Annotated in this window: 22 protein-coding genes; 11 read left to right on the top strand and 11 right to left on the bottom strand. The window is 66.7% G+C overall.

Features of this window, described 5'->3' with window-relative positions; genetic code table 11:
• Genes BQ2383_RS18430 through BQ2383_RS18415 form a run of 4 tightly spaced genes read left to right on the top strand, consistent with a single transcriptional unit; the run spans window position 1 to window position 4,050 of the window.
• Entirely contained in the window at window positions 1-1,215 is a 1,215-nt protein-coding gene (locus BQ2383_RS18430) for a hypothetical protein (RefSeq protein ID WP_091037258.1), read from the top strand.
• 1 nt (window position 1,216) lies between these two features.
• Window positions 1,217-2,521 (top strand): histidinol dehydrogenase, encoded by a 1,305-nt coding sequence (gene hisD / locus BQ2383_RS18425; protein ID WP_091037255.1) that lies wholly within the window; start codon window positions 1,217-1,219, stop codon window positions 2,519-2,521.
• Window positions 2,522-2,531: 10 nt separating this feature from the next.
• The gene (gene nrdR / locus BQ2383_RS18420; protein ID WP_091037253.1) at window positions 2,532-3,002 is read left to right on the top strand and encodes a transcriptional regulator NrdR; all 471 of its coding nucleotides are present in this window, start codon (window positions 2,532-2,534) and stop codon (window positions 3,000-3,002) included.
• 10 nt (window positions 3,003-3,012) lie between these two features.
• Window positions 3,013-4,050 carry a quinone-dependent dihydroorotate dehydrogenase gene (locus BQ2383_RS18415; protein WP_091037250.1) on the top strand — a complete coding sequence of 346 codons (1,038 nt, stop codon included), beginning with the start codon at window positions 3,013-3,015 and terminating at the stop codon, window positions 4,048-4,050.
• Here BQ2383_RS18415 and BQ2383_RS18410 read toward each other — a convergent pair.
• On the bottom strand, window positions 4,025-4,597 hold the full coding sequence (locus BQ2383_RS18410; RefSeq protein WP_091037685.1) for a DUF3043 domain-containing protein: 573 nt from the start codon (window positions 4,595-4,597) through the stop codon (window positions 4,025-4,027). The two genes, BQ2383_RS18415 and BQ2383_RS18410, sit on opposite strands and share 26 nt — an antisense overlap.
• Before the next feature lie 45 nt (window positions 4,598-4,642).
• On the opposite strand from BQ2383_RS18410, the gene BQ2383_RS18405 reads away from it, so the two are divergent.
• The 5 genes from BQ2383_RS18405 to ctaF all read left to right on the top strand — a co-directional run bounded on the left by BQ2383_RS18405 (window position 4,643) and on the right by ctaF (window position 9,697).
• The gene (locus tag BQ2383_RS18405; RefSeq protein WP_091037247.1) at window positions 4,643-6,046 is read left to right on the top strand and encodes a dipeptidase; all 1,404 of its coding nucleotides are present in this window, start codon (window positions 4,643-4,645) and stop codon (window positions 6,044-6,046) included.
• A gap of 70 nt (window positions 6,047-6,116) precedes the next feature.
• The gene (gene erpA, locus BQ2383_RS18400; protein ID WP_029261583.1) at window positions 6,117-6,479 is read left to right on the top strand and encodes an iron-sulfur cluster insertion protein ErpA; all 363 of its coding nucleotides are present in this window, start codon (window positions 6,117-6,119) and stop codon (window positions 6,477-6,479) included.
• A gap of 140 nt (window positions 6,480-6,619) precedes the next feature.
• Window positions 6,620-7,522 carry an aa3-type cytochrome oxidase subunit II gene (gene ctaC / locus BQ2383_RS18395; RefSeq protein WP_091037245.1) on the top strand — a complete coding sequence of 301 codons (903 nt, stop codon included), beginning with the start codon at window positions 6,620-6,622 and terminating at the stop codon, window positions 7,520-7,522.
• A 3-nt stretch (window positions 7,523-7,525) separates the two neighbouring features.
• Window positions 7,526-9,259, top strand: a complete 1,734-nt coding sequence (gene ctaD / locus BQ2383_RS18390) for an aa3-type cytochrome oxidase subunit I (protein WP_029261585.1) — start codon at window positions 7,526-7,528, stop codon at window positions 9,257-9,259.
• Between the two features lie 3 nt (window positions 9,260-9,262).
• Entirely contained in the window at window positions 9,263-9,697 is a 435-nt protein-coding gene (gene ctaF, locus BQ2383_RS18385) for an aa3-type cytochrome oxidase subunit IV (protein ID WP_029261586.1), read from the top strand.
• A 96-nt stretch (window positions 9,698-9,793) separates the two neighbouring features.
• Here the strand turns inward: ctaF and BQ2383_RS18380 are convergent, their stop codons facing one another.
• The 7 genes from BQ2383_RS18380 to ctaE all read right to left on the bottom strand — a co-directional run bounded on the left by BQ2383_RS18380 (window position 9,794) and on the right by ctaE (window position 15,698).
• Window positions 9,794-10,213 carry a rhodanese-like domain-containing protein gene (locus BQ2383_RS18380; protein WP_091037242.1) on the bottom strand — a complete coding sequence of 140 codons (420 nt, stop codon included), beginning with the start codon at window positions 10,211-10,213 and terminating at the stop codon, window positions 9,794-9,796.
• A gap of 82 nt (window positions 10,214-10,295) precedes the next feature.
• A complete protein-coding gene (locus BQ2383_RS18375; protein ID WP_347876386.1) occupies window positions 10,296-10,670 on the bottom strand; it encodes a GNAT family N-acetyltransferase in 375 nt (124 codons plus the stop codon).
• Window positions 10,671-10,813: 143 nt separating this feature from the next.
• Window positions 10,814-11,221 carry a RidA family protein gene (locus tag BQ2383_RS18370; RefSeq protein ID WP_091037238.1) on the bottom strand — a complete coding sequence of 136 codons (408 nt, stop codon included), beginning with the start codon at window positions 11,219-11,221 and terminating at the stop codon, window positions 10,814-10,816.
• Window positions 11,222-11,302: 81 nt separating this feature from the next.
• A complete protein-coding gene (gene qcrB, locus BQ2383_RS18365; protein ID WP_091037218.1) occupies window positions 11,303-13,114 on the bottom strand; it encodes a cytochrome bc1 complex cytochrome b subunit in 1,812 nt (603 codons plus the stop codon).
• On the bottom strand, window positions 13,111-14,187 hold the full coding sequence (gene qcrA, locus BQ2383_RS18360) for a cytochrome bc1 complex Rieske iron-sulfur subunit (RefSeq protein ID WP_091037216.1): 1,077 nt from the start codon (window positions 14,185-14,187) through the stop codon (window positions 13,111-13,113). Before qcrA ends, qcrB begins: the two co-directional genes overlap by 4 nt.
• A gap of 36 nt (window positions 14,188-14,223) precedes the next feature.
• On the bottom strand, window positions 14,224-15,024 hold the full coding sequence (qcrC, locus tag BQ2383_RS18355; protein ID WP_091037214.1) for a cytochrome bc1 complex diheme cytochrome c subunit: 801 nt from the start codon (window positions 15,022-15,024) through the stop codon (window positions 14,224-14,226).
• Between the two features lie 20 nt (window positions 15,025-15,044).
• The gene (ctaE, locus tag BQ2383_RS18350) at window positions 15,045-15,698 is read right to left on the bottom strand and encodes an aa3-type cytochrome oxidase subunit III (protein WP_029261593.1); all 654 of its coding nucleotides are present in this window, start codon (window positions 15,696-15,698) and stop codon (window positions 15,045-15,047) included.
• A 192-nt stretch (window positions 15,699-15,890) separates the two neighbouring features.
• Here ctaE and trpD point away from each other — a divergent pair, with 192 nt between their 5' ends.
• Both trpD and BQ2383_RS18340 read left to right on the top strand, forming a co-directional pair.
• On the top strand, window positions 15,891-16,961 hold the full coding sequence (trpD, locus tag BQ2383_RS18345; RefSeq protein WP_091037211.1) for an anthranilate phosphoribosyltransferase: 1,071 nt from the start codon (window positions 15,891-15,893) through the stop codon (window positions 16,959-16,961).
• A gap of 2 nt (window positions 16,962-16,963) precedes the next feature.
• Window positions 16,964-17,950, top strand: coding sequence for a PHP domain-containing protein (locus BQ2383_RS18340; RefSeq protein WP_208617697.1), 987 nt, complete (start codon window positions 16,964-16,966; stop codon window positions 17,948-17,950).
• A gap of 18 nt (window positions 17,951-17,968) precedes the next feature.
• Here the strand turns inward: BQ2383_RS18340 and BQ2383_RS18335 are convergent, their stop codons facing one another.
• The 3 genes from BQ2383_RS18335 to BQ2383_RS18325 are packed head-to-tail and all read right to left on the bottom strand — an operon-like array spanning window position 17,969 to window position 20,254.
• A complete protein-coding gene (locus BQ2383_RS18335) occupies window positions 17,969-18,913 on the bottom strand; it encodes a 5'-3' exonuclease (protein ID WP_091037682.1) in 945 nt (314 codons plus the stop codon).
• Between the two features lie 31 nt (window positions 18,914-18,944).
• Window positions 18,945-19,673 (bottom strand): hypothetical protein, encoded by a 729-nt coding sequence (locus tag BQ2383_RS18330; RefSeq protein WP_140403384.1) that lies wholly within the window; start codon window positions 19,671-19,673, stop codon window positions 18,945-18,947.
• A 41-nt stretch (window positions 19,674-19,714) separates the two neighbouring features.
• Window positions 19,715-20,254, bottom strand: a complete 540-nt coding sequence (locus BQ2383_RS18325) for a hypothetical protein (RefSeq protein WP_091037204.1) — start codon at window positions 20,252-20,254, stop codon at window positions 19,715-19,717.
• Between the last annotated feature and the right edge of the window lie 6 nt (window positions 20,255-20,260).

Genomic DNA, 20,260 nt, shown 5'->3' with positions numbered 1-20,260 from the left:
ATGAGTACGGACACCTCCGAACCCGACCTTCCCGAATCGGACCCCGAGGACTCGATCTTCAGCGACGACGACGGTGTGCTCTACGACGACGAGGTGACTCCGGAATTCGGCATTCTCGGATTCACGCTGCGCGAACTGCTGATCGTCGGAGTGTGGGTGGTCTCCTTCGTGCTGTCCTTCTTCCCGCTGACCGGCGGCCTCTCGCTCTGGGGGATCGGCATCCAGTGGATCCTCCCCATCGCACTTCCGACCGTGGCGGTCTTCCTGCTGGTGCTGCGCCGCTTCTCACCCGATGGCATCCGCCGGGTGGGCTCGCTGGGCATCGACCAGTTCGCCTCGGTGGCGTTCTCCGTCGCGGCGGTCGTCTGGGTCGGGAATCTGTGGCTCTCGATCTCGGGGCTGATCGCCACCGGCTACTGGGGACTCCCGTGGAATGGCGTGGGAATGGTCATCACCTCTCTGGCGCTGGTCACGTTCACGGTCTTCGCCCCGATCATTCCGGGGCTGAAAGAGGACTTCCACGGCCGCCTCGTCACGCTCGCTCATCGCAATGCGAATCCAGTGCGACCGGTGATCGCACGCCCGCGGCCCGAGCCCGAGCCCGACCCCGTTGCCGAGTCGACCGCCGCGCCCAGCGGTACTCAGGCAGAGGTCACCGTCGATGCATCAGCGCTGCCGCCGGTGACCGGCCTCGACGTCGAGATGAGCGGGCGCCAGGCGACCGACGAGATCGCGCGACTCGACCTCGCGGAGCAGGTGCCTCTCACGGCGCACGCCTCCGGTGGCGGTGTCGGGACTGACCAGGACACCTCCGACGAGGAGTATGTTCCCACCTACTCCCGTCGATCCCGCGGGCAGGAGCCCGAGATCGTCTCAGACACTGGGAGCATCGAGTCGCTGCTCGAGACGGCGGCGACCTACGAGACCGGTGATGTCTCGGCTGAAGCGGAACCCCGCATCGTCGAGGGCTTCGCCGACGCCGACGCTGATCTGGATGCGACGAATCCTCGTGAGACGGCTCCGGCCGCGCAGCCGTTCTGGATTCTCGCCGCCTCCGAACGGGATGTGCATGACGAGCGAGGAGAGCCGCTGTTCCGCATCGGGCCGAGCGCCTGGGCTCTTGTGATCGAGGACCGTGGAGGTGCGTACGTCGTCCGACATGACGACGGACGGATCGGCTACCTCCACGACATCCACGACATCTCGAAGGGCTGAAATGCGCACGATCGATCTGCGGGGGCGCGAGCTCTCGCCCGCTGACATGCTCGCGGCCGTGCCGCGCGCCACACAGGCTCGAGCGGAGGCGCTCGACACCGCCGCCCGCATCGTCGAGGACGTGCGCGTTCGCGGCGAAGCCGCTCTCCGTGAGCAGGCGGAGCAGTTCGATCGGGTGACGGGCCACGAGGTGCGTGTTCCCGCCGAGCACATCGCCGACGCCCTCGCATCCATCGAACCCGCCGTCCGGGCCGCGCTCGAAGAGGCGATCGTGCGTGTGCGCCGCGGGTCCGAAGCCCAGGTGCCGGCACCGCGGACAACCGAGATCGGTACCGGTGCGCGCATTCTGCAGCGGTGGCAGCCCGTGCACCGCGTGGGCGTGTACATCCCGGGCGGTAAGGCTGTCTATCCGTCGAGCGTGATCATGAACGTGGTCCCCGCGCAGGTGGCGGGCGTCGAGCAGATCGCTCTGGCGTCGCCGCCGCAGGTCGATCAGGGCGGTCGGATCCACCCGACGATCTTGGCGGCCGCCGCCCTGCTGGGCGTCACCGAGGTCTACGCCATGGGGGGAGCCGGCGCGGTCGGCGCCTTCGCGCATGGTGTCCCGTCGCTCGGGCTCGACCCCGTCGACGTGGTGTCCGGTCCGGGAAACAACTACGTCGCGTCTGCGAAGCGCGCCGTCGCCGGCGTCGTCGGGACGGATTCCGAGGCCGGTGCGACCGAGATCCTCGTCGTGGCCGATGCGGATGCCGACCCGCGACTCATCGCCGCGGATCTGGTCAGCCAAGCGGAGCACGATGAGCAGGCCTCCGCGGTCCTGGTGACGGATGCGGTCGAGCTCGCCGATCAGGTCGCCGCCGAGGTCGAGCGGATGGCGGCGGTCACACGCCACAGCACGCGTGTCGCCGCGGCTCTGTCCGGTCCGCAATCCGCGATCGTCCTCGTCGACGACCGTGCCATGGCGACGGCCTTCAGCAACGCCTACGCCCCGGAGCACCTCGAGCTGCACCTCGCCGACGCTGAGGACGCGGCCGCGGCGTTCACCAGCGCCGGTGCCGTCTTCGTCGGCGACCAGACGCCCGTCAGCCTCGGTGACTACATGGCGGGGAGCAACCACGTGCTCCCGACCGGTGGTCAGGCGCGGTATGCGCCCGGTCTCGGGTCCTACACCTTCCTGCGACCGCAGCAGGTCATCTCCTACGATCGCGCGGCGCTGTCAGCCGTTCGCGCCGGCGTCGTGGCCCTCGCCGAAACCGAGGTGCTCCCGGCACACGGCGAGGCGATCGAGGCGCGTTTCACGGCGTAGGATCGGTCAGATGCACTGCCCCTTCTGTCGTCATCCCGACTCTCGTGTCATCGACTCGCGCACCAGCGACGACGGGCTGTCGATCAGGCGCCGCCGTCAGTGCCCGGAATGCGGGGGCCGGTTCACGACCACCGAGACGGCGAGCCTCAACGTCATCAAACGGTCCGGCGTCATGGAGCCGTTCAGTCGCGAGAAGGTCATCTCCGGCGTGCGCAAGGCCTGCCAGGGACGGCCGGTGACGGAGGCTGACCTGGCCATCCTCGCGCAGCGGGTGGAGGAGGCCGTTCGCCAGACCGGTGTCTCGCAGCTCGACGCGAACGAGATCGGTCTCGCCATCCTCGGCCCGCTGCGTGAGCTCGACGAGGTCGCGTTCCTCCGGTTCGCCAGTGTCTACCAGGCGTTCGACTCGCTCGAGGACTTCGAGGAAGCGATCACCGATCTGCGAGCCGACCACACGAAGCAGGAGTCCGCGGACCGGTAATCTGGCAGGGATGTATCCGCTGCTCTTCCGCGCTGTCCTCTCGCGCTTCGACCCCGAGTTCGCCCACCACGCCGGAATGGCGGTGATCCGAGTTCTCGGCGTGCCTCCGCTCTCTTGGGCGACACGTGCGATGACCCGCCCGGACCCATCCCTGCGTGTCGAGGCGCTCGGTCTCACCTTCCCCTCGCCCTTCGGCATCGCGGCCGGATTCGACAAGAACGCCGTCGGGGTGCGGGGCCTGGCTGCTCTCGGCTTCGGGCACGTGGAGGTCGGCACGCTCACGGCGATCCCGCAGGACGGCAACCCGAAGCCGCGTCTGTTCCGTCTCATCGCCGACCGTGCCGTGATCAACCGGATGGGCTTCAACAACGCCGGCGCGGATGCTGCGGCGCGTCGTCTGGCCCGCCTGCGCCGCGGAGCGCCCGACACGGTGGTCGGCGTCAACATCGGCAAGAGCCGGGTGGTGGACGTGGAGAACGCGACGGCCGACTACGTGGCCTCCGCGACTCGCCTCGCCCCGCTCGCCGACTACCTCGCCGTCAACGTGTCGTCTCCGAACACGCCGGGGCTGCGCGGGCTGCAGGCGGTGGAGACCCTCGCCCCGCTCCTGCGCGCGGTCAAGCAGGCCTCCGGTGCCACTCCGCTGCTCGTGAAGATCGCCCCGGACCTTCCGGACGAGGAGATCGCGGCGATCGCGCAGCTGGCAGTGGCCGAAGGACTCTCCGGAATCATCGCGAACAACACGACCATCAGCCGAGACGGCCTGCTCGCGGATGCGACGAAGGTCGAGGCTGCCGGCGCGGGCGGTCTGTCGGGTGCGCCGTTGAAGCAGCGCTCACTCGAGGTGCTGCGCGTCGTGCGAGCCGCAGTTCCCGACGACTTCTGCGTGATCGCGGTCGGTGGAGTCGAGACCGCTGCAGACGTCCAGGAGCGTCTGGAAGCCGGCGCCACGCTCGTGCAGGGTTACACGGCATTCCTGTACCGCGGTCCGTTCTGGGGCCGCGAGATCAACAGGGGACTGGTCAGTCGGGGTACTGTCCGCGCTTGACCTGCGGCTTCGGCAGACGCATGAATCGCATCTGCAGGGCTCGCATCGCGGCGTACCAGCCGAGACCGCGCTCGAGACGCTCCTTGCCGAACTTCGCCGCCGCTTTGCGCTTGACGCGCATGCCCAGCAGAACCATGCCGCCGATCGCGATCACCAGGTAGCCCATCATGACCATGTAGGCGTAGAACGAGATCATCATGTTCGTGGGCAGCAGCGAGGCGAGGATGACCAGCACCATGACGCCCATCACGAACTCCGCCGGGTGCCAGCCCGCGTCGACGTAGTCACGCACCCAACGGCGCTGAGGCCCCTTATCGCGGACGGGGAGGTACTTCTCCTCGCCGGCGGCCATACCGGCCTGCGCCTTGGCTCGGCGCTCGTTGAGCTCAGCCTTAGCGGCGGCTTTGGCCTCTTTGGTGTTGGCGACCAGGGGGCGGCGGCGGGCAGCCTCCTGCTCCGCACGGGTCGGCGTCGCGCGCCCCTTTCCGACGGCGGGCGTCTCGGGGGCGTCGTCGTTCGTCGAAGGGGAGACAGGGGTAGTGGCCACGGAGTTCCTCGGTTCGCTGCGGGGGATCACCTTAAGATTACTCGCATGACCTCTCCTGTTCCTCCCCGTGAGCCCGATGCCGCCGTCCTCGAGGCAGTGGCGACCGGTATCCCCTCGGCATTGTCGGACCTCGGCCACCTCGTGCGCATCCCCGGAATGGCCTGGCCCGCGTTCGACCAGACCCAGTTGGAGCGCAGCGCGGAAGCCGTGGCGGCGCTGGCCTCGGGCACCGGCGTCTTCGACGAGGTGCGCGTGCTCCGTGCGGCGATTCCGGGCACCGATGAGCAGGGACAGCCGGCGATCCTCGCCACTCGGAAGGCCCGCAACGGCAAGCCGACGATCCTCCTCTACGCGCACCACGACGTGCAGCCTCCCGGTGATGACGCCCTCTGGGAGACCCCGCCGTTCGAGCCCACGGTGCGCGACGGGCGTCTGTACGGACGCGGCGCCGCAGACGACAAGGCGGGGATCATGGCGCACATCGCGTCGATCCGAGCCGTACACGAGGTGCTGGGCGACGACCTCGACCTCGGTATCGCGATGTTCATCGAGGGGGAGGAGGAGTACGGGTCTCGTTCCTTCGCTCAGTTCCTCTCCGACAACAAGGAGGCGCTCCGCGCGGACGCCATCGTCGTCGCCGACTCCGGCAACTGGGATTCGGTCACCCCGGGCCTCACCGTCTCGCTTCGCGGGAACGCCCGCTTCACGCTGCGCGTGCGCACCCTCGATCACGCGTCCCACTCGGGGATGTTCGGGGGAGCGGTGCCCGACGCGATGATGTCGACCGTGAAGCTGCTCTCGACGCTGTGGAACTCCGACGACTCGGTGGCGGTGGCGGGGATGACGGAGCGCGATGCTCCCACTCCTGATTACACCGAGGCGACACTCCGTGACGAGGCAGGGCTCTTGCCCGGCACCACTCCGATCGGTGACGGCACGATCCTCAGCCGGATCTGGAACAAGCCCGCAGTGACGGTGATCGGCATCGACGCGACGAGCGTGGCGGCGGCATCCAACACCCTGCTTCCCGAGGTCACGGTCGTGATCAGCGCTCGTGTCGCACCGGGGCAGACAGGACAGGACGCCTATGACGCGCTCGAGAGCCATCTGCGGGCGCACGCCCCGTTCGGCGCTGAACTCACCTTCTCGGATGTGGACCTGGGGGATGGTTTCCTCGTCGACACCAGCGGATGGGCGGTGCAGCTCACGCGTGACGCCATGCGGGACGGCTACGGCGTCCCGCCGGTGGATCTGGGAGTCGGCGGGTCGATCCCGTTCATCGCCGACCTGGTGCGGGAATTCCCGTCCGCCCAGATCCTCGTCACCGGTGTCGAGGACCCGCACTCGCGCGCGCACAGCCCGAACGAGTCGCTGCACCTCGACACCTTCCGCCATGCGGTCGCCACCGAGGCATTGCTGCTCGCCCGCATGAATGCTGCAGAACTCTGAGCCTCTCAGGATCTGCGGCGGTAGAATCGTCCGAGAAGCCGTGCACCTGCGGCCCGTCACAAGGAGCGACATGAGCGACACCACACTCTCCCCAGAGACCACCCGCGCACACGGCGTCACCCTGACCGACGCTGCCGCCGTCAAGGTGAAGAACCTCCTCGAGCAGGAAGGCCGCGACGATCTCCGTCTGCGCGTCGCCGTGCAGCCCGGCGGATGCTCGGGCCTGATCTACCAGCTGTACTTCGACGAGCGTTACCTCGAGGGCGACGAGACCGTCGACTTCGACGGCGTCGAGGTGATCATCGACAACATGAGCGTCCCGTACCTCGACGGTGCGGCGATCGACTTCAAGGACACGATCTCCGAGCAGGGGTTCACGATCGACAACCCCAATGCTGCGGGCAGCTGCGCCTGCGGTGACAGCTTCCACTGATCATCCGTCTGCCGAATCGGCCGCCGTCACCACTGGTGACGGCGGCCGTTCCGCTTTCGGAACCTGCGTGGTTGGCATGAATCAGGTGTGAGGTTGCCCTAGACTTGGGTGTGCTCTGTTCGCGATCTGAAAGGTGCATCGTGCCCTCGAAACGCAGCCTTCGTTGGGCCGCACTCCCTGTGGGAGTCGTGGCAGCCGTTGCTCTGGCGGGATGTTCTCCCACCGAGCTGAACGGCTTTCTTCCGGGCTTCGTGGAGGGTGGCCCCGCAGCCACCAATCAGACCGAGCGCGTCTCCTCGCTCTGGGTGAACTCCTGGATCGTGCTGCTCGCGGTCGGCATCATCACCTGGGGCCTGATGGCCTGGGCCGCGATCGCCTACCGTCGCCGCAAGGGGCAGACCGGCCTCCCGGTGCAGATGCGCTACAACATGCCGATCGAGATCTTCTACACGATCGTGCCGCTCATCCTCGTGCTGGGGATGTTCTTCTTCACCGCTCGTGATCAGACCGAGATCGAGGCCAAGTGGGACGAGCCCGACGTCGAGATCACCGCGATCGCCAAGCAGTGGGCGTGGGACTTCCAGTACGACGGCGAAGAGGAAGACAACTCCGACGCCGTGTGGACGATGGGCATCCAGGCCCAGCCCGACGCCGAAGGCAACATCGATCAGTCGCAGCTGCCGACCCTGGTTCTGCCGGTCGACAAGAAGGTCACGATCGACCTGCAGTCGCGCGACGTCATCCACTCTTTCTGGATCATCGACTTCCTCTACAAGAAGGACATGTTCATCGGGAAGGACAACTCCTGGTCGTTCATCCCCACCCGTGAGGGCGAGTACGCCGGCAAGTGCGCCGAGCTCTGCGGTGAGTATCACTCGATGATGCTCTTCAACGTGAAGGTCGTCTCTCAGGACGACTACGACGCGTACCTCGAGTCGCTCGAGGAGAAGGGCAACACGGGCGACATCACCGACGCGTACGACCGTCTCTCGAACTTCCCGGGGACGACCCCGAAGACCGACACCGAGGAAGGAGGGGAGTAAGTCATGTCGACCACAGAAGCTCCCCGTACCGACGAGACTCCCCAGTCGCGTCCGACCACTCTGCCCGCTCGCCAGGCCGCTCTCATGAGCTCCTCGCGCGTGGAGCAGAAGGGCAACATCGTCGTCAAGTGGATCACCTCCACCGACCACAAGACCATTGGGTACATGTACCTGATCGCGTCCGTACTGTTCTTCCTCCTCGGTGGTGTGATGGCACTCGTCATCCGCGCCGAGCTGTTCGCGCCGGGCATGCAGATCGTCCCGACGAAGGAGCAGTACAACCAGCTGTTCACGATGCACGGCACGATCATGCTGCTGATGTTCGCGACGCCGCTCTTCGCGGGCTTCGCCAACGCGATCCTGCCGTTGCAGATCGGCGCCCCCGACGTGGCCTTCCCGCGTCTGAACGCGTTCGCCTTCTGGCTCTTCCTCTTCGGCTCGACCATCGCGGTCGCCGGCTTCCTCACCCCGCAGGGCGCGGCGTCCTTCGGATGGTTCGCCTATCAGCCATTGGCCGGTGCGTCGTTCTCGCCGGGCGCGGGTGGAAACCTCTGGATGGTCGGACTGGGCATCTCCGGTTTCGGAACGATCCTCGGTGCCGTCAACTTCATCACCACGATCATCACGATGCGCGCTCCGGGCATGACGATGTGGCGCATGCCGATCTTCTCGTGGAACACGCTCATCACGAGCCTGCTCATCCTGATGGCGTTCCCCGTGCTCGCCGCAGCGATCTTCGCTGCTGCAGCGGACCGCATCCTCGGCGCTCACATCTACGACCCCGCCAACGGCGGCGTCCTGCTGTGGCAGCACCTGTTCTGGTTCTTCGGTCACCCCGAGGTCTACATCATCGCTCTGCCGTTCTTCGGCATCGTGTCGGAGATCTTCCCGGTCTTCAGCCGTAAGCCGATCTTCGGATACAAGACGCTGGTCTACGCGACGATCGCGATCGCCGCTCTCTCCGTCGCCGTGTGGGCGCACCACATGTACGTGACCGGGTCGGTGCTGCTGCCGTTCTTCGCCCTCATGACGATGCTCATCGCGGTGCCGACGGGTGTGAAGATCTTCAACTGGATCGGCACGCTCTGGCGAGGATCGGTGACCTTCGAGACTCCGATGGTGTTCGCGCTCGGATTCCTCGTGTCATTCGTCTTCGGTGGTCTGACCGGTGTCATCCTCGCGGCCCCGCCGCTGGACTTCGCCCTCTCCGACTCCTACTTCGTCGTCGCTCACTTCCACTACGTGGTGTTCGGCACCGTCGTGTTCGCCATGTTCGCCGGCTTCTACTTCTGGTGGCCGAAGTGGACCGGCCGCATGCTCAACGAGCGTCTCGGCTACGTCCACTTCTGGATGCTGTTCATCGGCTTCCACATGACGTTCCTCATCCAGCACTGGCTGGGTGTCGACGGAATGGTGCGGCGCTATGCGGACTATTCCGCGGCCGACGGCTGGACCTGGCAGAACCAGGTCTCCACGATCGGAGCGATCATCCTCGGCGCCTCGATGCTGCCGTTCTTCCTGAACGTCTGGATCACGGCCCGCAAGGCTCCGAAGGTCACGGTCAACGACCCGTGGGGCTACGGTGCTTCGCTCGAGTGGGCGACGTCGTGCCCGCCGCCGCGGCACAACTTCACGTCGATCCCGCGCATCCGCAGCGAGCGTCCTGCGTTCGACCTGAATCACCCGGAGGCCGCCGAGTTCGCGACCACGGCGCCCGGCGAGCGAGAGGCCCACTAAGTCATGCGCGACAACGTCATTCTCTGGTGGGTGCTGACGGCGTTCTTCGCCCTCGTCGGTGTCGTCTACACCGGCTGGCACATCCTGGTCACTCCGTCCGACAACTTCGCGATGCGGATCGAGTGGGTCGGAACCGTCGCCCTGTTCTTCGCGGCGTTCATGGCAGCGATGGTCGCGTTCTACCTCGACCGCACGCACAAGGCGCAGAACGGCGAGCTGCCGGAAGACATCCTGACGGCGGACATCGACGACGGTGACCCCGAGCTCGGCGAGTTCAGCCCCTGGTCCTGGTGGCCGATCGTGCTCGCGGCTTCGGCCGGTGTCTTCGTCGTCGGCCTGGCCGTCGGTCACTTCCTGCTCCCGATCGGTCTCGCGATCTTCGTCGTCGCGATCGTGGGCTGGGTGTACGAGTACTACCGCGGCAACTTCGCCCGCTGACGCTGGCGTAGATGTAGCGAAGGCCCCCGGATTCGTCCGGGGGCCTTCTTCATGTACCCGCAAGCGGATCGGTTCGAGTGCGGAAAGCGGGGCTCTTCACGCCCTCGTTCGGACGCGTGCGATGCCGGTCAGCGGGTCGACGGGGCGGCGGTGCACACCGTCAGCGTCCTCCACGGGATAGCCCTCTCGTACCCAGTATTCGAAGCCGCCGATCATCTCGCGCACTTGATAGCCGAGGCGGGCGAACTCGAGGGCACCTTTGGCTCCGGCGTTGCAGCCCGGGCTCCAGCAGTACACGACCACATCTGCGTCTGCGGGGATCTCCACTGGCGCGCGGTCGGCGATCTCGCTGTAGTGCATGTGTACGGCGCCGGCGACCCGACCTTGCGCCCAGGCCTCGTCCGAGCGCACATCGACGATGACGATGTTCTCGCCGGCCTTCTGCGCGGCGCGCACATCGCTGGCGTCGGTCTCGTAGGCGAGTTTGGCCGTGTAGAAGTCCGCGCGATCGATCATGCTCTCAGCCTAGGACGAGGCCATCCGCTGGTCCGAGTGGATTCCAGTCGTCCAGAGAGCGAATGCCGTCAACGTCGTCGCATCAGAGGGTTGCCGACATCTGCACGCGCGGGCCGTATCTGAAGAGCCCGAGGGCGGTCTCCGTGTCGACGAGGGAGCGGAGCAGAGTGGAGTCCGGCTCGGTCACTGTGAAGCCGCAGGAGGCGTAGAACGGGGCGTTCCAGGGGACGTCACGGTAGGTGCGGAGGGTGATCGTCTGATGGCCGCGGCTTCGTGTCTCGGAGAGCGCAGCCTGGACGAGCCGACGGCCGATTCCGCGGCGGCCGAATGAGGGCAGCACGGAGAGCTGTTCCAGATGGGCGTGCCCGTCGATCTCCAGGACGTGCACGAAGCCGACGGCGTGTGCAGACACAGCTGAGGCCTCCCGAGCCTCGGCGACGAGCACGAAGCCCGGCATTGACGTCCGTTCCTGCGCAGTGGTCGGGGGAGGCCAATCGGCGGCGCCGAAACGATCGACGAGCATGGCATCTGCCGCGACTTCGATCTGTTCGGTCGCCCCATCATCCGCCGGACGTGCGGGACGCACGCGGATCTCCATGGTCACTCTCCGGCGACGGCGGCGATGGCCTCGATCTCGACGAGCTGGTCGTCGTAGCCGAGTACCGTGACCCCGAGGAGGGTGCTGGGGACGTCGTGATCGCCGAAGGCGGCGTGGACCACATCCCACGCCGTGACCAGGTCGGCCTGCGCGGAGGAGGCCACCAGGACGCGTGTGCTGATGACATCAGTGAGGGTCGCGCCGGCGACGGCGAGTGCTGCCTCGAGCGTCTTCACGCACCGGGCCGCCTGAGCCGCGTAGTCGCCCGGCGCGGCGGTCGTCCCGTCGTCGTTTAGAGGGCAGGCTCCGGCGAGGAAGATGAGGCGCGAACCCGCAGGTGCGGTGGCGGCGTAGGCGTAGGGGGCATCAGCGAGGGCGGTGGCGCGGATCAGCTGGACGGCAGATGACATGGTTCGATCCTCTCATTCAGGGATTAACGATGAAGGCCCCGTCCGTGTGGACGAGGCCTTTATCGTGTGGGGGAGTGGCGACTACTCGCCATCCTCCGACTTCTTGCGAGGCTTCTTCACCGGCTCAGTCGCGATGACCGTGCTAGGGGTGTTCGGCGTCTCGTCGACGTGCGTCTCATCGACGGTGAGCGGGGCATCAGGGAAGCCGGCGCGCTCGTGAGCGCCCTGGATCTCTGCGGCCTCGGTCTCGTCGTTCTGAGCCGTGACGTGGTGCTGGTGTGCATCAGCTGCTTCGACCTCTGCCTGCGTGAGCGGGGCGAGACGGTCCTCGAAGAACCAGCGGGAGATCGAGGAACGGAGGTTCTCCGTCCACGGGATACGTCCCTTGGCGTTCGGGCGAACCACGAGGGGTTCGTAGCCGTCGACATCGATGAGCTTCCAGCGGTCGTACTGGTCGACCGGCTGGTGCACCTCGATGAACTCGCCACCGGGGAGGCGGACGATGCGGCCGGACTCGAAGCCGTGCAGCACGATCTCGCGGTCCTTCTTCTGGAGCGCGATGCAGATGCGCTTCGTGACGAAGTATCCGAGGATCGGGCCGAGGAACAGCAGCGCCTGCAGCGTGTGGATCACGCCTTCCATCGTGAGCATGAAGTGCGTCGCGATGAGGTCGGACGATGCCGCAGCCCAGAGGACGGCGTAGAAGATGACGCCGGCCACGCCGATCGCCGTGCGCGTCGCCGCGTTGCGGGGACGCTGTGCGATGTGGTGCTCGCGCTTGTCGCCGGTGATCCACGCCTCGAGGAACGGGTAGATCGCGACGACCACGATGAAGAGGCCGAGTACGAGCACGGGCGCGATGATTCCGAAGGACCACGTGCGGTCGAGGAAGACGATGTCCCAGTTCGACGGCGCCAGACGCAGAGCGCCGTCGGCGAAGCCGATGTACCAGTCCGGCTGCGTGCCGGCGGAGACGGGGGACGGGTCGTACGGGCCGTAGTTCCAGATCGGGTTGATCTGGAAGAACGTCGCGATCATCACGATCACGCCGAACACGATGAACAGGTAGCCGCCCATCTTCGACATGTAGACCGGCATCATCGGGTAGCCCACGACGTTGTCGTTCGTGCGGCCGGGGCCGGCGAACTGCGTGTGCTTGTTGATGATCATGAGCATCAGGTGCACGACGATGAGCGCGATGACGAGCATCGGCAGCAACAGGATGTGCAGCGTGTACAGGCGTCCGACGATGTCGGTTCCGGGGAACTCGCCGCCGAAGAGGAGGAACGAGGTCCAGGTGCCGATGAGGGGGAGGCCCTTGATCATGCCGTCGATGATGCGCAGACCGTTGCCCGAGAGCAGGTCGTCCGGCAGCGAGTAGCCGGTGAAGCCCTCTGCCATCGCGAGGATGAACAGGACGAACCCGATGACCCAGTTGAGCTCACGCGGCTTGCGGAACGCTCCCGTGAAGAACACGCGGAGCATGTGCACGCCGATGCCGGCTATGAACACGAGCGCCGCCCAGTGGTGGATCTGGCGGACCAGGAGCCCACCGCGCAGGTCGAACGAGATGTGCAGCGACGACTCGAGGGCCGCCGACATCTCGATACCACGCATCGGCGCGTAGGCGCCGGTGTAGTGGGTCTCGACCATGGATGCCTGGAAGAAGAACGTCAGGAATGTTCCGGAGAGGAACACGACGACGAAGCTCCACAGCGCGATCTCGCCGAGCATGAACGACCAGTGGTCGGGGAAGATCTTGCGTCCGAGCTCCTTGACGAAGCCGGAGAGGCTGGTGCGCTCATCGATGTAGTTCGACGCGGCACCGACGAAGCGACCGCCGAGGGGCGCCTTGGTGTCCTTGTCGTCTTTGGACAGCGTTGCGGTGCTCAATGGCGCTCCCAGAAGCTCGGGCCGACGGGTTCCTTGAAGTCGCTGCGTGCGACCAGGTAGCCCTCGTCATCGACGGTGATGGGCAGCTGCGGCAGCGGGCGTGCCGCCGGGCCGAAGATGACCTTTGCGTGGTCCGTGACGTCGAACTGCGACTGGTGGCACGGGCACAGCAGGTGGTGCGTCTGCTGCTCGTACAGAGCCACGGGGCATCCGACGTGCGTGCAGACCTTGGAATAGGCGACGATGCCGTCGTAGGACCAGTCCTTGCGGTCCTCGGCCTCGATCAGCTGCTCGGGGCGTAGGCGCATCATCAGGACGATGGCCTTGGCCTTCTCTTCGAGATAGCCGTCGTGGTGGCTGAGCGTCGCGAGCTCTTCGGGGATCACGTGGAACGCCGACCCGAGGGTCACGTCCGCGGCGCGGATCGGGGTGCCGTCGGGGTCGCGGACGAGGCGCGCGCCCTTCTCCCACATTGTGTGCTTGAGCAGCACGACCGGGTCGCCCGCGGTGGGGTCTTCCGGCGTCGAGTGCGGAGCCAGGCCACGGAAGAGCGTGACGCCCGGGATGATCGAGGCGACGAGTGCGGCGAACAGCGAGTTGCGGATCACCGTGCGGCGGCCGAAGCCGGACTCCTCGTTGGCGTCGGCGAAGGCCTGGATGGCCGCCTCGCGGGTCGCATCCTTGCCGCGGGTGGGGTGGCGGTGCTCGATGAACTCCTTGTCGGACATGAGCGCCTTGGACCAGTGGATCGCACCGATGCCGAGGGCCAGCAGCGCGAGGGCGATGCCGAGACCGATGAAGAGGTTGTTCTGTCGGATGTCGATGAGCGCGCCGCTCTCGATCGGGAACAGCATGTAGGCGGCGACCGCCCAGATGCTCCCGGCGAGCGAGAGGTAGAACAGCGTGTACACAGTGCGGACAGCGGCCTTCTCAGCGCGCGGGTCCTTATCGGTCATCCGCGCGCGGTGCGGCGGAAGCCCGGGGTTCTGCACGGGATCGCTGACTGCGACACCCAGCCCCGGAGAGGGCTGGTAGGCCCTGTCAAGAGCCTGCGAGTCGTCGTCGTGTGCCATGGTGCTCCTCGTACGTTCCTCTTCGATGAATAAGCGTCAGTTGGACTTCGCCGTGATCCACACGGTGATGGCGACGAGCGCGCCGATTCCGAAGATCCACACGAACAGGCCCTCGGAGACCGGGCCGAGCGAACCGAGCGAGAATCCGCCGATCTGCACGGACTGCTGCTGGAAGAGCAGCGCCGAGATGATGTCGCGCTTGTCCTCGTCGGACAGGTTCATGTCGCCGAAGACCGGCATGTTCTGCGGGCCGGTGACCATGGCCGCATACATGTGCAGCGCGCTGGTCTCCTGGAGTCCCGGTGCGTACTTGCCCTCGGTGAGTGCTCCACCCGCGGCGGCCACGTTGTGGCACATCGCGCAGTTGACGCGGAACAGCTCGGCGCCGTTCGAGACGTCGCCCTCTCCGTCCAGGATGTGGTCGGCGGGGAACGTCGGGCCGGGAGCCTCGGACTGCACGAAGGACGAGATCGCGAGGATCTGGTCTTCGGTGAACTGCGGTGCCTTCTGTGGAGCCTGCGGTCCCTGCATCTGCAGGGGCATGCGACCGGTGGACAGCTGGAACTCGGTTGCCAGCTCGCCCACGCCGTACAGGCTGGGGCCGTTGGCGGTGCCCTGCAGGTCGAGACCGTGGCAGGTGGCGCAGTTCGCCTGGAACAGCTTCTCGCCGTCTTCGACGGTCAGCTGCGTCGACGCGGTCGGCGTGTCGGATGCGGCGAACGCAGCCGTGGCACCGGCGTACACGGCGCCGGTGATCATGAGGCCTGCTCCGATGAGCGCGGCCGCCGCCAAAGGGCTGCGACGACCGCTGGAACGGCGCTTCTTCTCTCGTGCCATCTCGGGGATCAGCTCCGCTCTTATTTCAGGAAGTAGATAACGAGGAACAGCACGATCCAGACGACGTCGACGAAGTGCCAGTAGTAGGACACCACGATCGAGGAGGTCGCCTCCTTGTGCCGGAAGTTCTTGACGGCGTATGCGCGTCCGATGACGAGCAGGAACGCGACGAGGCCGCCCGTGACGTGAAGGGCGTGGAAGCCGGTAGTCAGGTAGAAGGCGGAGGCGTACGAGTCGGCGTTGATCGGCATGCCTTCAGCGACAAGCTGTGCGTACTCCCACACCTGGCCGGAGACGAAGATCGCGCCGAGGGCGAAGGTGAGGAAGAACCACTCGACCATTCCCCAGCCGAAGAGGCGACGGCGTCCGGCGCCGTTCTTCTGCCCCTTGCCGATCTTGTAGGGCTGCAGGTCTTCTGCCGCGAACACGCCCATCTGGCACGTGAACGAGGAGAGGACGAGGATCGCAGTGTTCACTGCGGCGAACGGGACGTTCAGCAGCTCGGTCCGGTCTGCCCACAGCTCCGGGGAGGTGCTGCGGAGAGTGAAGTAGATCGCGAAGAGTCCCGCGAAGAACATCACCTCACTGCCGAGCCACACAATGGTGCCGACAGCTACCGGGTTGGGCCGCTTAATCGTTCTCGCCGCCGGGGCATACGTCGCTGAGGTCGTCACCCCTCCATTATGGCCGATCCTGGGGCGTGATTCTTGCACCCACGACCTTCGAATCGCCGGTCCTTGACTTAGGGGACCCTAAGAAAACACTGCGAATACCCGGTGAATCCGCGGGAAACTGGGGGTGGGCGCGGAGTGCGCATGCGTGCGGAAGCATCTGCATGTTTTCTCCACGCCGATAGGATCGCACACATGCCTGATTCGTTGACCTGGCCCGACGTGCTCACCTCCCTCTTGGAACGCCGCGATCTCAGCGTCTGGGAGTCCACATGGGCGATGCGTCAGATCATGCAGGGCGGAGTGAGCGAGGCTCAGCTCGCGGGATTCCTCGTCGCACTCCGTGCGAAAGGGGAGACGATCGACGAGATCGTCGGGTTCCGCGATGCGATCCTCGAGGCCGCCGTGCCGCTCCCGGTCTCGCCGGATGTGCTCGACATCGTGGGCACCGGCGGGGACCGCGTCGGTACCGTCAACGTGTCCACGACCGCAGCGATCATCATCGGTGCCACCGGCGTGCCCGTCGTGAAGCACGGCAACCGCGCGGCCAGCTCCGCCTCCGGATCTTCGGACGTGCTCGGAGCGCTCGGCCTGGAGCTTTCTCTGAACCCCGCTGACGTGGCATCCATCCTCGACCGCACCGGGATCACCTTCGCGTGGGCGGGAGCGTTCCACCCCGGCTTCAAGCACGCCGGCGCCGTCCGCGCCGAGCTGGGGGTGCCGACGGTCTTCAACATGCTCGGACCGCTGTGTAACCCGGCCCGTGCGGAAGCCAATGCCGTCGGTGTGGCGCAGATCGAACGCGTCCCTCTGATCACGGGTGTGTTCCGCACCCGTGGCGCGACCGCCCTCGTCTTCCGCGGTGACGACGGCCTCGACGAGCTGACGACGACCGGGCACAGCCGCATCTGGGAGGTCACCCGCGGTGACATCCACGAGCATGACCTCGACCCTCGCGACCTCGACATCCCGATCGCCGACCTCGCCGACCTGATCGGCGGCTCGCCGCAGCACAATGCCGAGGTGCTTCGGCGGACGCTTGCGGGGGAGACCGGCGCCGTGCGTGACATCGTGCTCCTCAATGCCGCTGCCGGCATCGTCGCCTTCGAGCTCTCGCAGGACGCCACCCAGGTGCAGCGGCCCATCCTCGAGCGGTTGCGTGCCGGGTACGACAAGGCTGCCGCGGCCGTCGATGACGGTCGCGCCCTGGCCAAGCTCGATCAGTGGATCGGTGTCAGTCGCGAGCTGGCGGCTACACAGGAGTGATCGTGGATCCCGTCGACGCGCTGCTCGAGATCGCTTCCCTCCTGGAACGCGAGCGTGCGTCACGGTACCGGGCGAAGGCGTTCCGCCAGGCCGCGGCGACTCTGCAGGATCTTCCCGACGACGTGCAGGCCGATCCCACGAGACTTCGTGCGGCCAAGGGCATCGGCGAGTCCACGTTCGCGGTCATCCGGCAGGCACAGGCGGGGCAGGTTCCCGATTATCTGGTCGAGTTGCGCGGCGACGTCGAGCCGGAGCGCGTCTCGGCGCTGCGCGCCAAACTGCGCGGTGACCTGCACGCGCACACCGACTGGTCGGACGGCACGACGCCGATCCCGGTCATGGCCGCGGCCGCGCGGGCGCTGGGACACGAATACCAGGCGATCACGGATCACTCTCCCCGCCTGCGCGTGGCGCGCGGGCTGTCAGCCGAGCGTCTTCGCGAGCAGATTCCGTTGGTGCGCGCCGAGTCCGGCGACGGCTTCACGCTGCTCGCGGGGATCGAGGTGGACATCCTGGAGGACGGCACCCTCGACCAAGAGGATGAGCTGCTCGCGGAACTCGACATCGTCGTGGCCTCCGTGCACTCCAAGCTGCGTATGGACGCACGGCCGATGACGGCGCGGATGATCGCCGCCGTCTCGCATCCACGGGTGAACGTGCTCGGGCACTGCACGGGGCGGCTCGTGCAGGGCGATCGGGGAACGCGTCCGCCGTCGGCGTTCGACGCCGCGGCCGTGTTCGCGGCATGCGCGGAGAACGGCGTGGCGGTGGAGATCAACTCGCGGCCCGAGCGGCAGGATCCTCCGGACGAGCTGATCGCCATCGCGCTCGACGCGGGGTGCCTGTTCTCGATCGATTCGGATGCCCACGCGCCGGGGCAGCTGTCGCTGCTCGATCACGGCGCCGAGCGCGCCGAACGGGCAGGGATTCCCGCCTCACGGATCGTGACGACCTGGGGCCTCTCGCGCCTGCTCGCCTGGGCGGAGTGACTTACCCGCGAACGTCGGTCAGTCGGCTCCGAGGGCAGCTTTCGACACAGCGGCGACCGCGCGCGTCATCGAACCGCCGAGGTTCCACTTCTCAGCGAGAGCGGTGGCGGCGTCGACCTCGGCGGGGTCGAGAACGCGCAGCGGGATGTCGGGCGCACTGATCGGCAGCGAGGTCGCCACGGCGACAACGGTGGGGGCGACGTCGAGGTAGGCAGAAGCCGCCAGGATCTTCGTGCGGACTCCCGCGCTCATTCCCTCGCCCTCCTCCGCCGCGGCGCGGATGCCGGTGAGGTCGCTGTGAGTCTGGAGGAGCGTCGCCGCCGTCTTCTCTCCCACGCCCGCGACGCCGGGCAGCCCGTCGGAGGCGTCGCCGCGCATCGTCGCGAAGTCCGCATACTGCGAAGGGAGCACTCCGTACTTGGCCACGACCGTCGCATCGGTCACGATCTCGAGGTTGCTCATGCCACGCGCGGTGTAGATGACGCGGACGTCGCGGGCATCGTCGACGAGCTGGAACAGGTCGCGGTCGCCCGTGATGATGTCGACCGGCATCGTGGCGTCGGTCGCGAGTGTGCCGATCACATCATCGGCTTCGTGTTCGGCGACCCCGATGATGGGGATGCCGATGGCGGCGAGAGTCTCGCGGATCAGAGGGATCTGCGCCTCGAGCGGGTCGGGGATCTCCTCGACGTCGGGCCCACTGGCCACGACTTCGACGACTCGATGGGTCTTGTAGCTCGGGATGAGATCGACGCGCCACTGCGGGCGCCAGTCGTCGTCCCAGCACGCGATCACATGCGTCGGCTCGTACAGGGTGACGAGCTTGGCGATGATGTCGAGGAGACCGCGGGCCGCGTTGATCGGCGACCCGTCCGGCGCCGTCACCTTGTCGGGAACGCCGTAGAAGGCGCGGAAGTAGAGGCTGGCGGTGTCGAGCAGCATGAGGCGGTCGGCGCGGGGCATGGACTCAGCGTAGAGCGCGGTCGGTCCGCGGTCAGCAACCGGGCGCACCGGGTTGCTCGACACAGGTTCGAGCGACCAGTGCGGTCTCTGCTTCATAGACCCGGATCTGCTGTGCCGGGCCGTCGATCGCCAGTTCGCCCGCGACCGAGAACCACCCGCCGCCGATATCGATCTCGGCGGTGTAGTGGACGGTGACGTGTGCCGAGTACGTGCCGCGGTCGCGATACGAGTGGCTCGTCGGAGTCGGGGTGAACTGCGCCTGACCCAGCGTCGCCCAGGACCGGCCGCCCGTGCTCGAGATGGCCGAGGCGCCGTCGCCGAACGCGAAGGTGAATCGGACCGGGGTGAAGCGCACGCTGATCGGTCTGTCGAAAAGCGTGCCGGCGCGCGTGTGCACGGCTGCCGCGGCCACGAAGTTCGTGGGCATGCCCGCGATGCCGACATTGCCCGGCTCTCCCGCGGTCGTCGCAGGGGTGGGGGCGAACTGCGCCACATCGGTGATGGTGAGGGGCTGGCCTTCGTCGTTCGTGATCCGCTCAGCCGTGATGTTGCAGGACGCCTGGCGGACGGGGTCGGTGGTGCAGGGCTTCGGTTTGTCGGGACTCGTACGTGGGTCGGTCGGAGAGTTGGGGGACCGGGAGGTGTCGCGGGGCGATCGGGTATCGGTACCGGAGACGACCACGGCGTTGTTGACGTTGGATGCCCATGCGTCATCGATCCCCGCCTGGGGTGGCGGACTATCCGTCTGTCCGGATGTCACGACGCTGGTGACCAGAGAGATGACTAGTAAGGCACGAACTCCTAGCATTCGATCGCCGTCGTAGAGATGGTCGAAGAGATCGCAAGCGCAGAACTCGTCATGGCGCGCGTGAACTGGACCTCGAGCGATTGTCGAGGGGGACGGTCGGCGGGCACAGCTGAAACACCGTACGCATCGAGCAACTCAACATCTGATACGTCCAAACAAAGACGAGCGGTGACGATCTCGCCGTCGTACGAAACGGGTGAGAACGAATCGAAGGTAGTCTCGCCGGTGCGACTCATGCCATTGGCGTAGAAGTCGCTGTAGTTGTCTTTCGCTGCTGAGAGCGCTTCACCTCGAAGCCATCCATATAGGGGTTCAAACGAACGCGCATCGCGTAGGTCCGTCGCGTTGGATGCGTCGGTGTATTCCCGATACGTCGCCTCGGCGGCGGCGAAGGCCTCGTCTTCCGAGGCGAAGGCGGGGGTCGGAGTAGGCGAGGGCAAGGGCTCGGGGGTGCAGCCGGCGAGCAGGAGAAGAGCGCTCGTCAGTGCTGCAACGCGCGCGAACGAGCGGAAGGAAGGCGTCGGGGAGATCACCCGGTC

Source organism: Microbacterium oxydans, assembly GCF_900095745.1.
GTDB lineage: Bacteria > Actinomycetota > Actinomycetes > Actinomycetales > Microbacteriaceae > Microbacterium > Microbacterium oxydans_B.
Note: the sequence above shows the minus strand (reverse complement) of the source record. Positions and strands in the feature narration are given on the sequence as shown.

What these genes read in the sequence shown, in the direction of transcription:
- qcrA (WP_091037216.1), bottom strand. Translation starts at nt 14,187, where the DNA reads ATGGCACACGACGACGACTCGCAGGCTCTTGACAGGGCCTACCAGCCC.
- erpA (WP_029261583.1), top strand. Translation starts at nt 6,117, where the DNA reads ATGAGCGACACCACACTCTCCCCAGAGACCACCCGCGCACACGGCGTC.
- BQ2383_RS18375 (WP_347876386.1), bottom strand. Translation starts at nt 10,670, where the DNA reads ATGCCGGGCTTCGTGCTCGTCGCCGAGGCTCGGGAGGCCTCAGCTGTG.
- BQ2383_RS18405 (WP_091037247.1), top strand. Translation starts at nt 4,643, where the DNA reads ATGACCTCTCCTGTTCCTCCCCGTGAGCCCGATGCCGCCGTCCTCGAG.
- hisD (WP_091037255.1), top strand. Translation starts at nt 1,217, where the DNA reads ATGCGCACGATCGATCTGCGGGGGCGCGAGCTCTCGCCCGCTGACATG.
- ctaD (WP_029261585.1), top strand. Translation starts at nt 7,526, where the DNA reads ATGTCGACCACAGAAGCTCCCCGTACCGACGAGACTCCCCAGTCGCGT.
- BQ2383_RS18335 (WP_091037682.1), bottom strand. Translation starts at nt 18,913, where the DNA reads ATGCCCCGCGCCGACCGCCTCATGCTGCTCGACACCGCCAGCCTCTAC.
- BQ2383_RS18370 (WP_091037238.1), bottom strand. Translation starts at nt 11,221, where the DNA reads ATGTCATCTGCCGTCCAGCTGATCCGCGCCACCGCCCTCGCTGATGCC.
- nrdR (WP_091037253.1), top strand. Translation starts at nt 2,532, where the DNA reads ATGCACTGCCCCTTCTGTCGTCATCCCGACTCTCGTGTCATCGACTCG.
- BQ2383_RS18415 (WP_091037250.1), top strand. Translation starts at nt 3,013, where the DNA reads ATGTATCCGCTGCTCTTCCGCGCTGTCCTCTCGCGCTTCGACCCCGAG.
- BQ2383_RS18430 (WP_091037258.1), top strand. Translation starts at nt 1, where the DNA reads ATGAGTACGGACACCTCCGAACCCGACCTTCCCGAATCGGACCCCGAG.
- BQ2383_RS18380 (WP_091037242.1), bottom strand. Translation starts at nt 10,213, where the DNA reads ATGATCGATCGCGCGGACTTCTACACGGCCAAACTCGCCTACGAGACC.
- qcrC (WP_091037214.1), bottom strand. Translation starts at nt 15,024, where the DNA reads ATGGCACGAGAGAAGAAGCGCCGTTCCAGCGGTCGTCGCAGCCCTTTG.
- trpD (WP_091037211.1), top strand. Translation starts at nt 15,891, where the DNA reads ATGCCTGATTCGTTGACCTGGCCCGACGTGCTCACCTCCCTCTTGGAA.
- ctaF (WP_029261586.1), top strand. Translation starts at nt 9,263, where the DNA reads ATGCGCGACAACGTCATTCTCTGGTGGGTGCTGACGGCGTTCTTCGCC.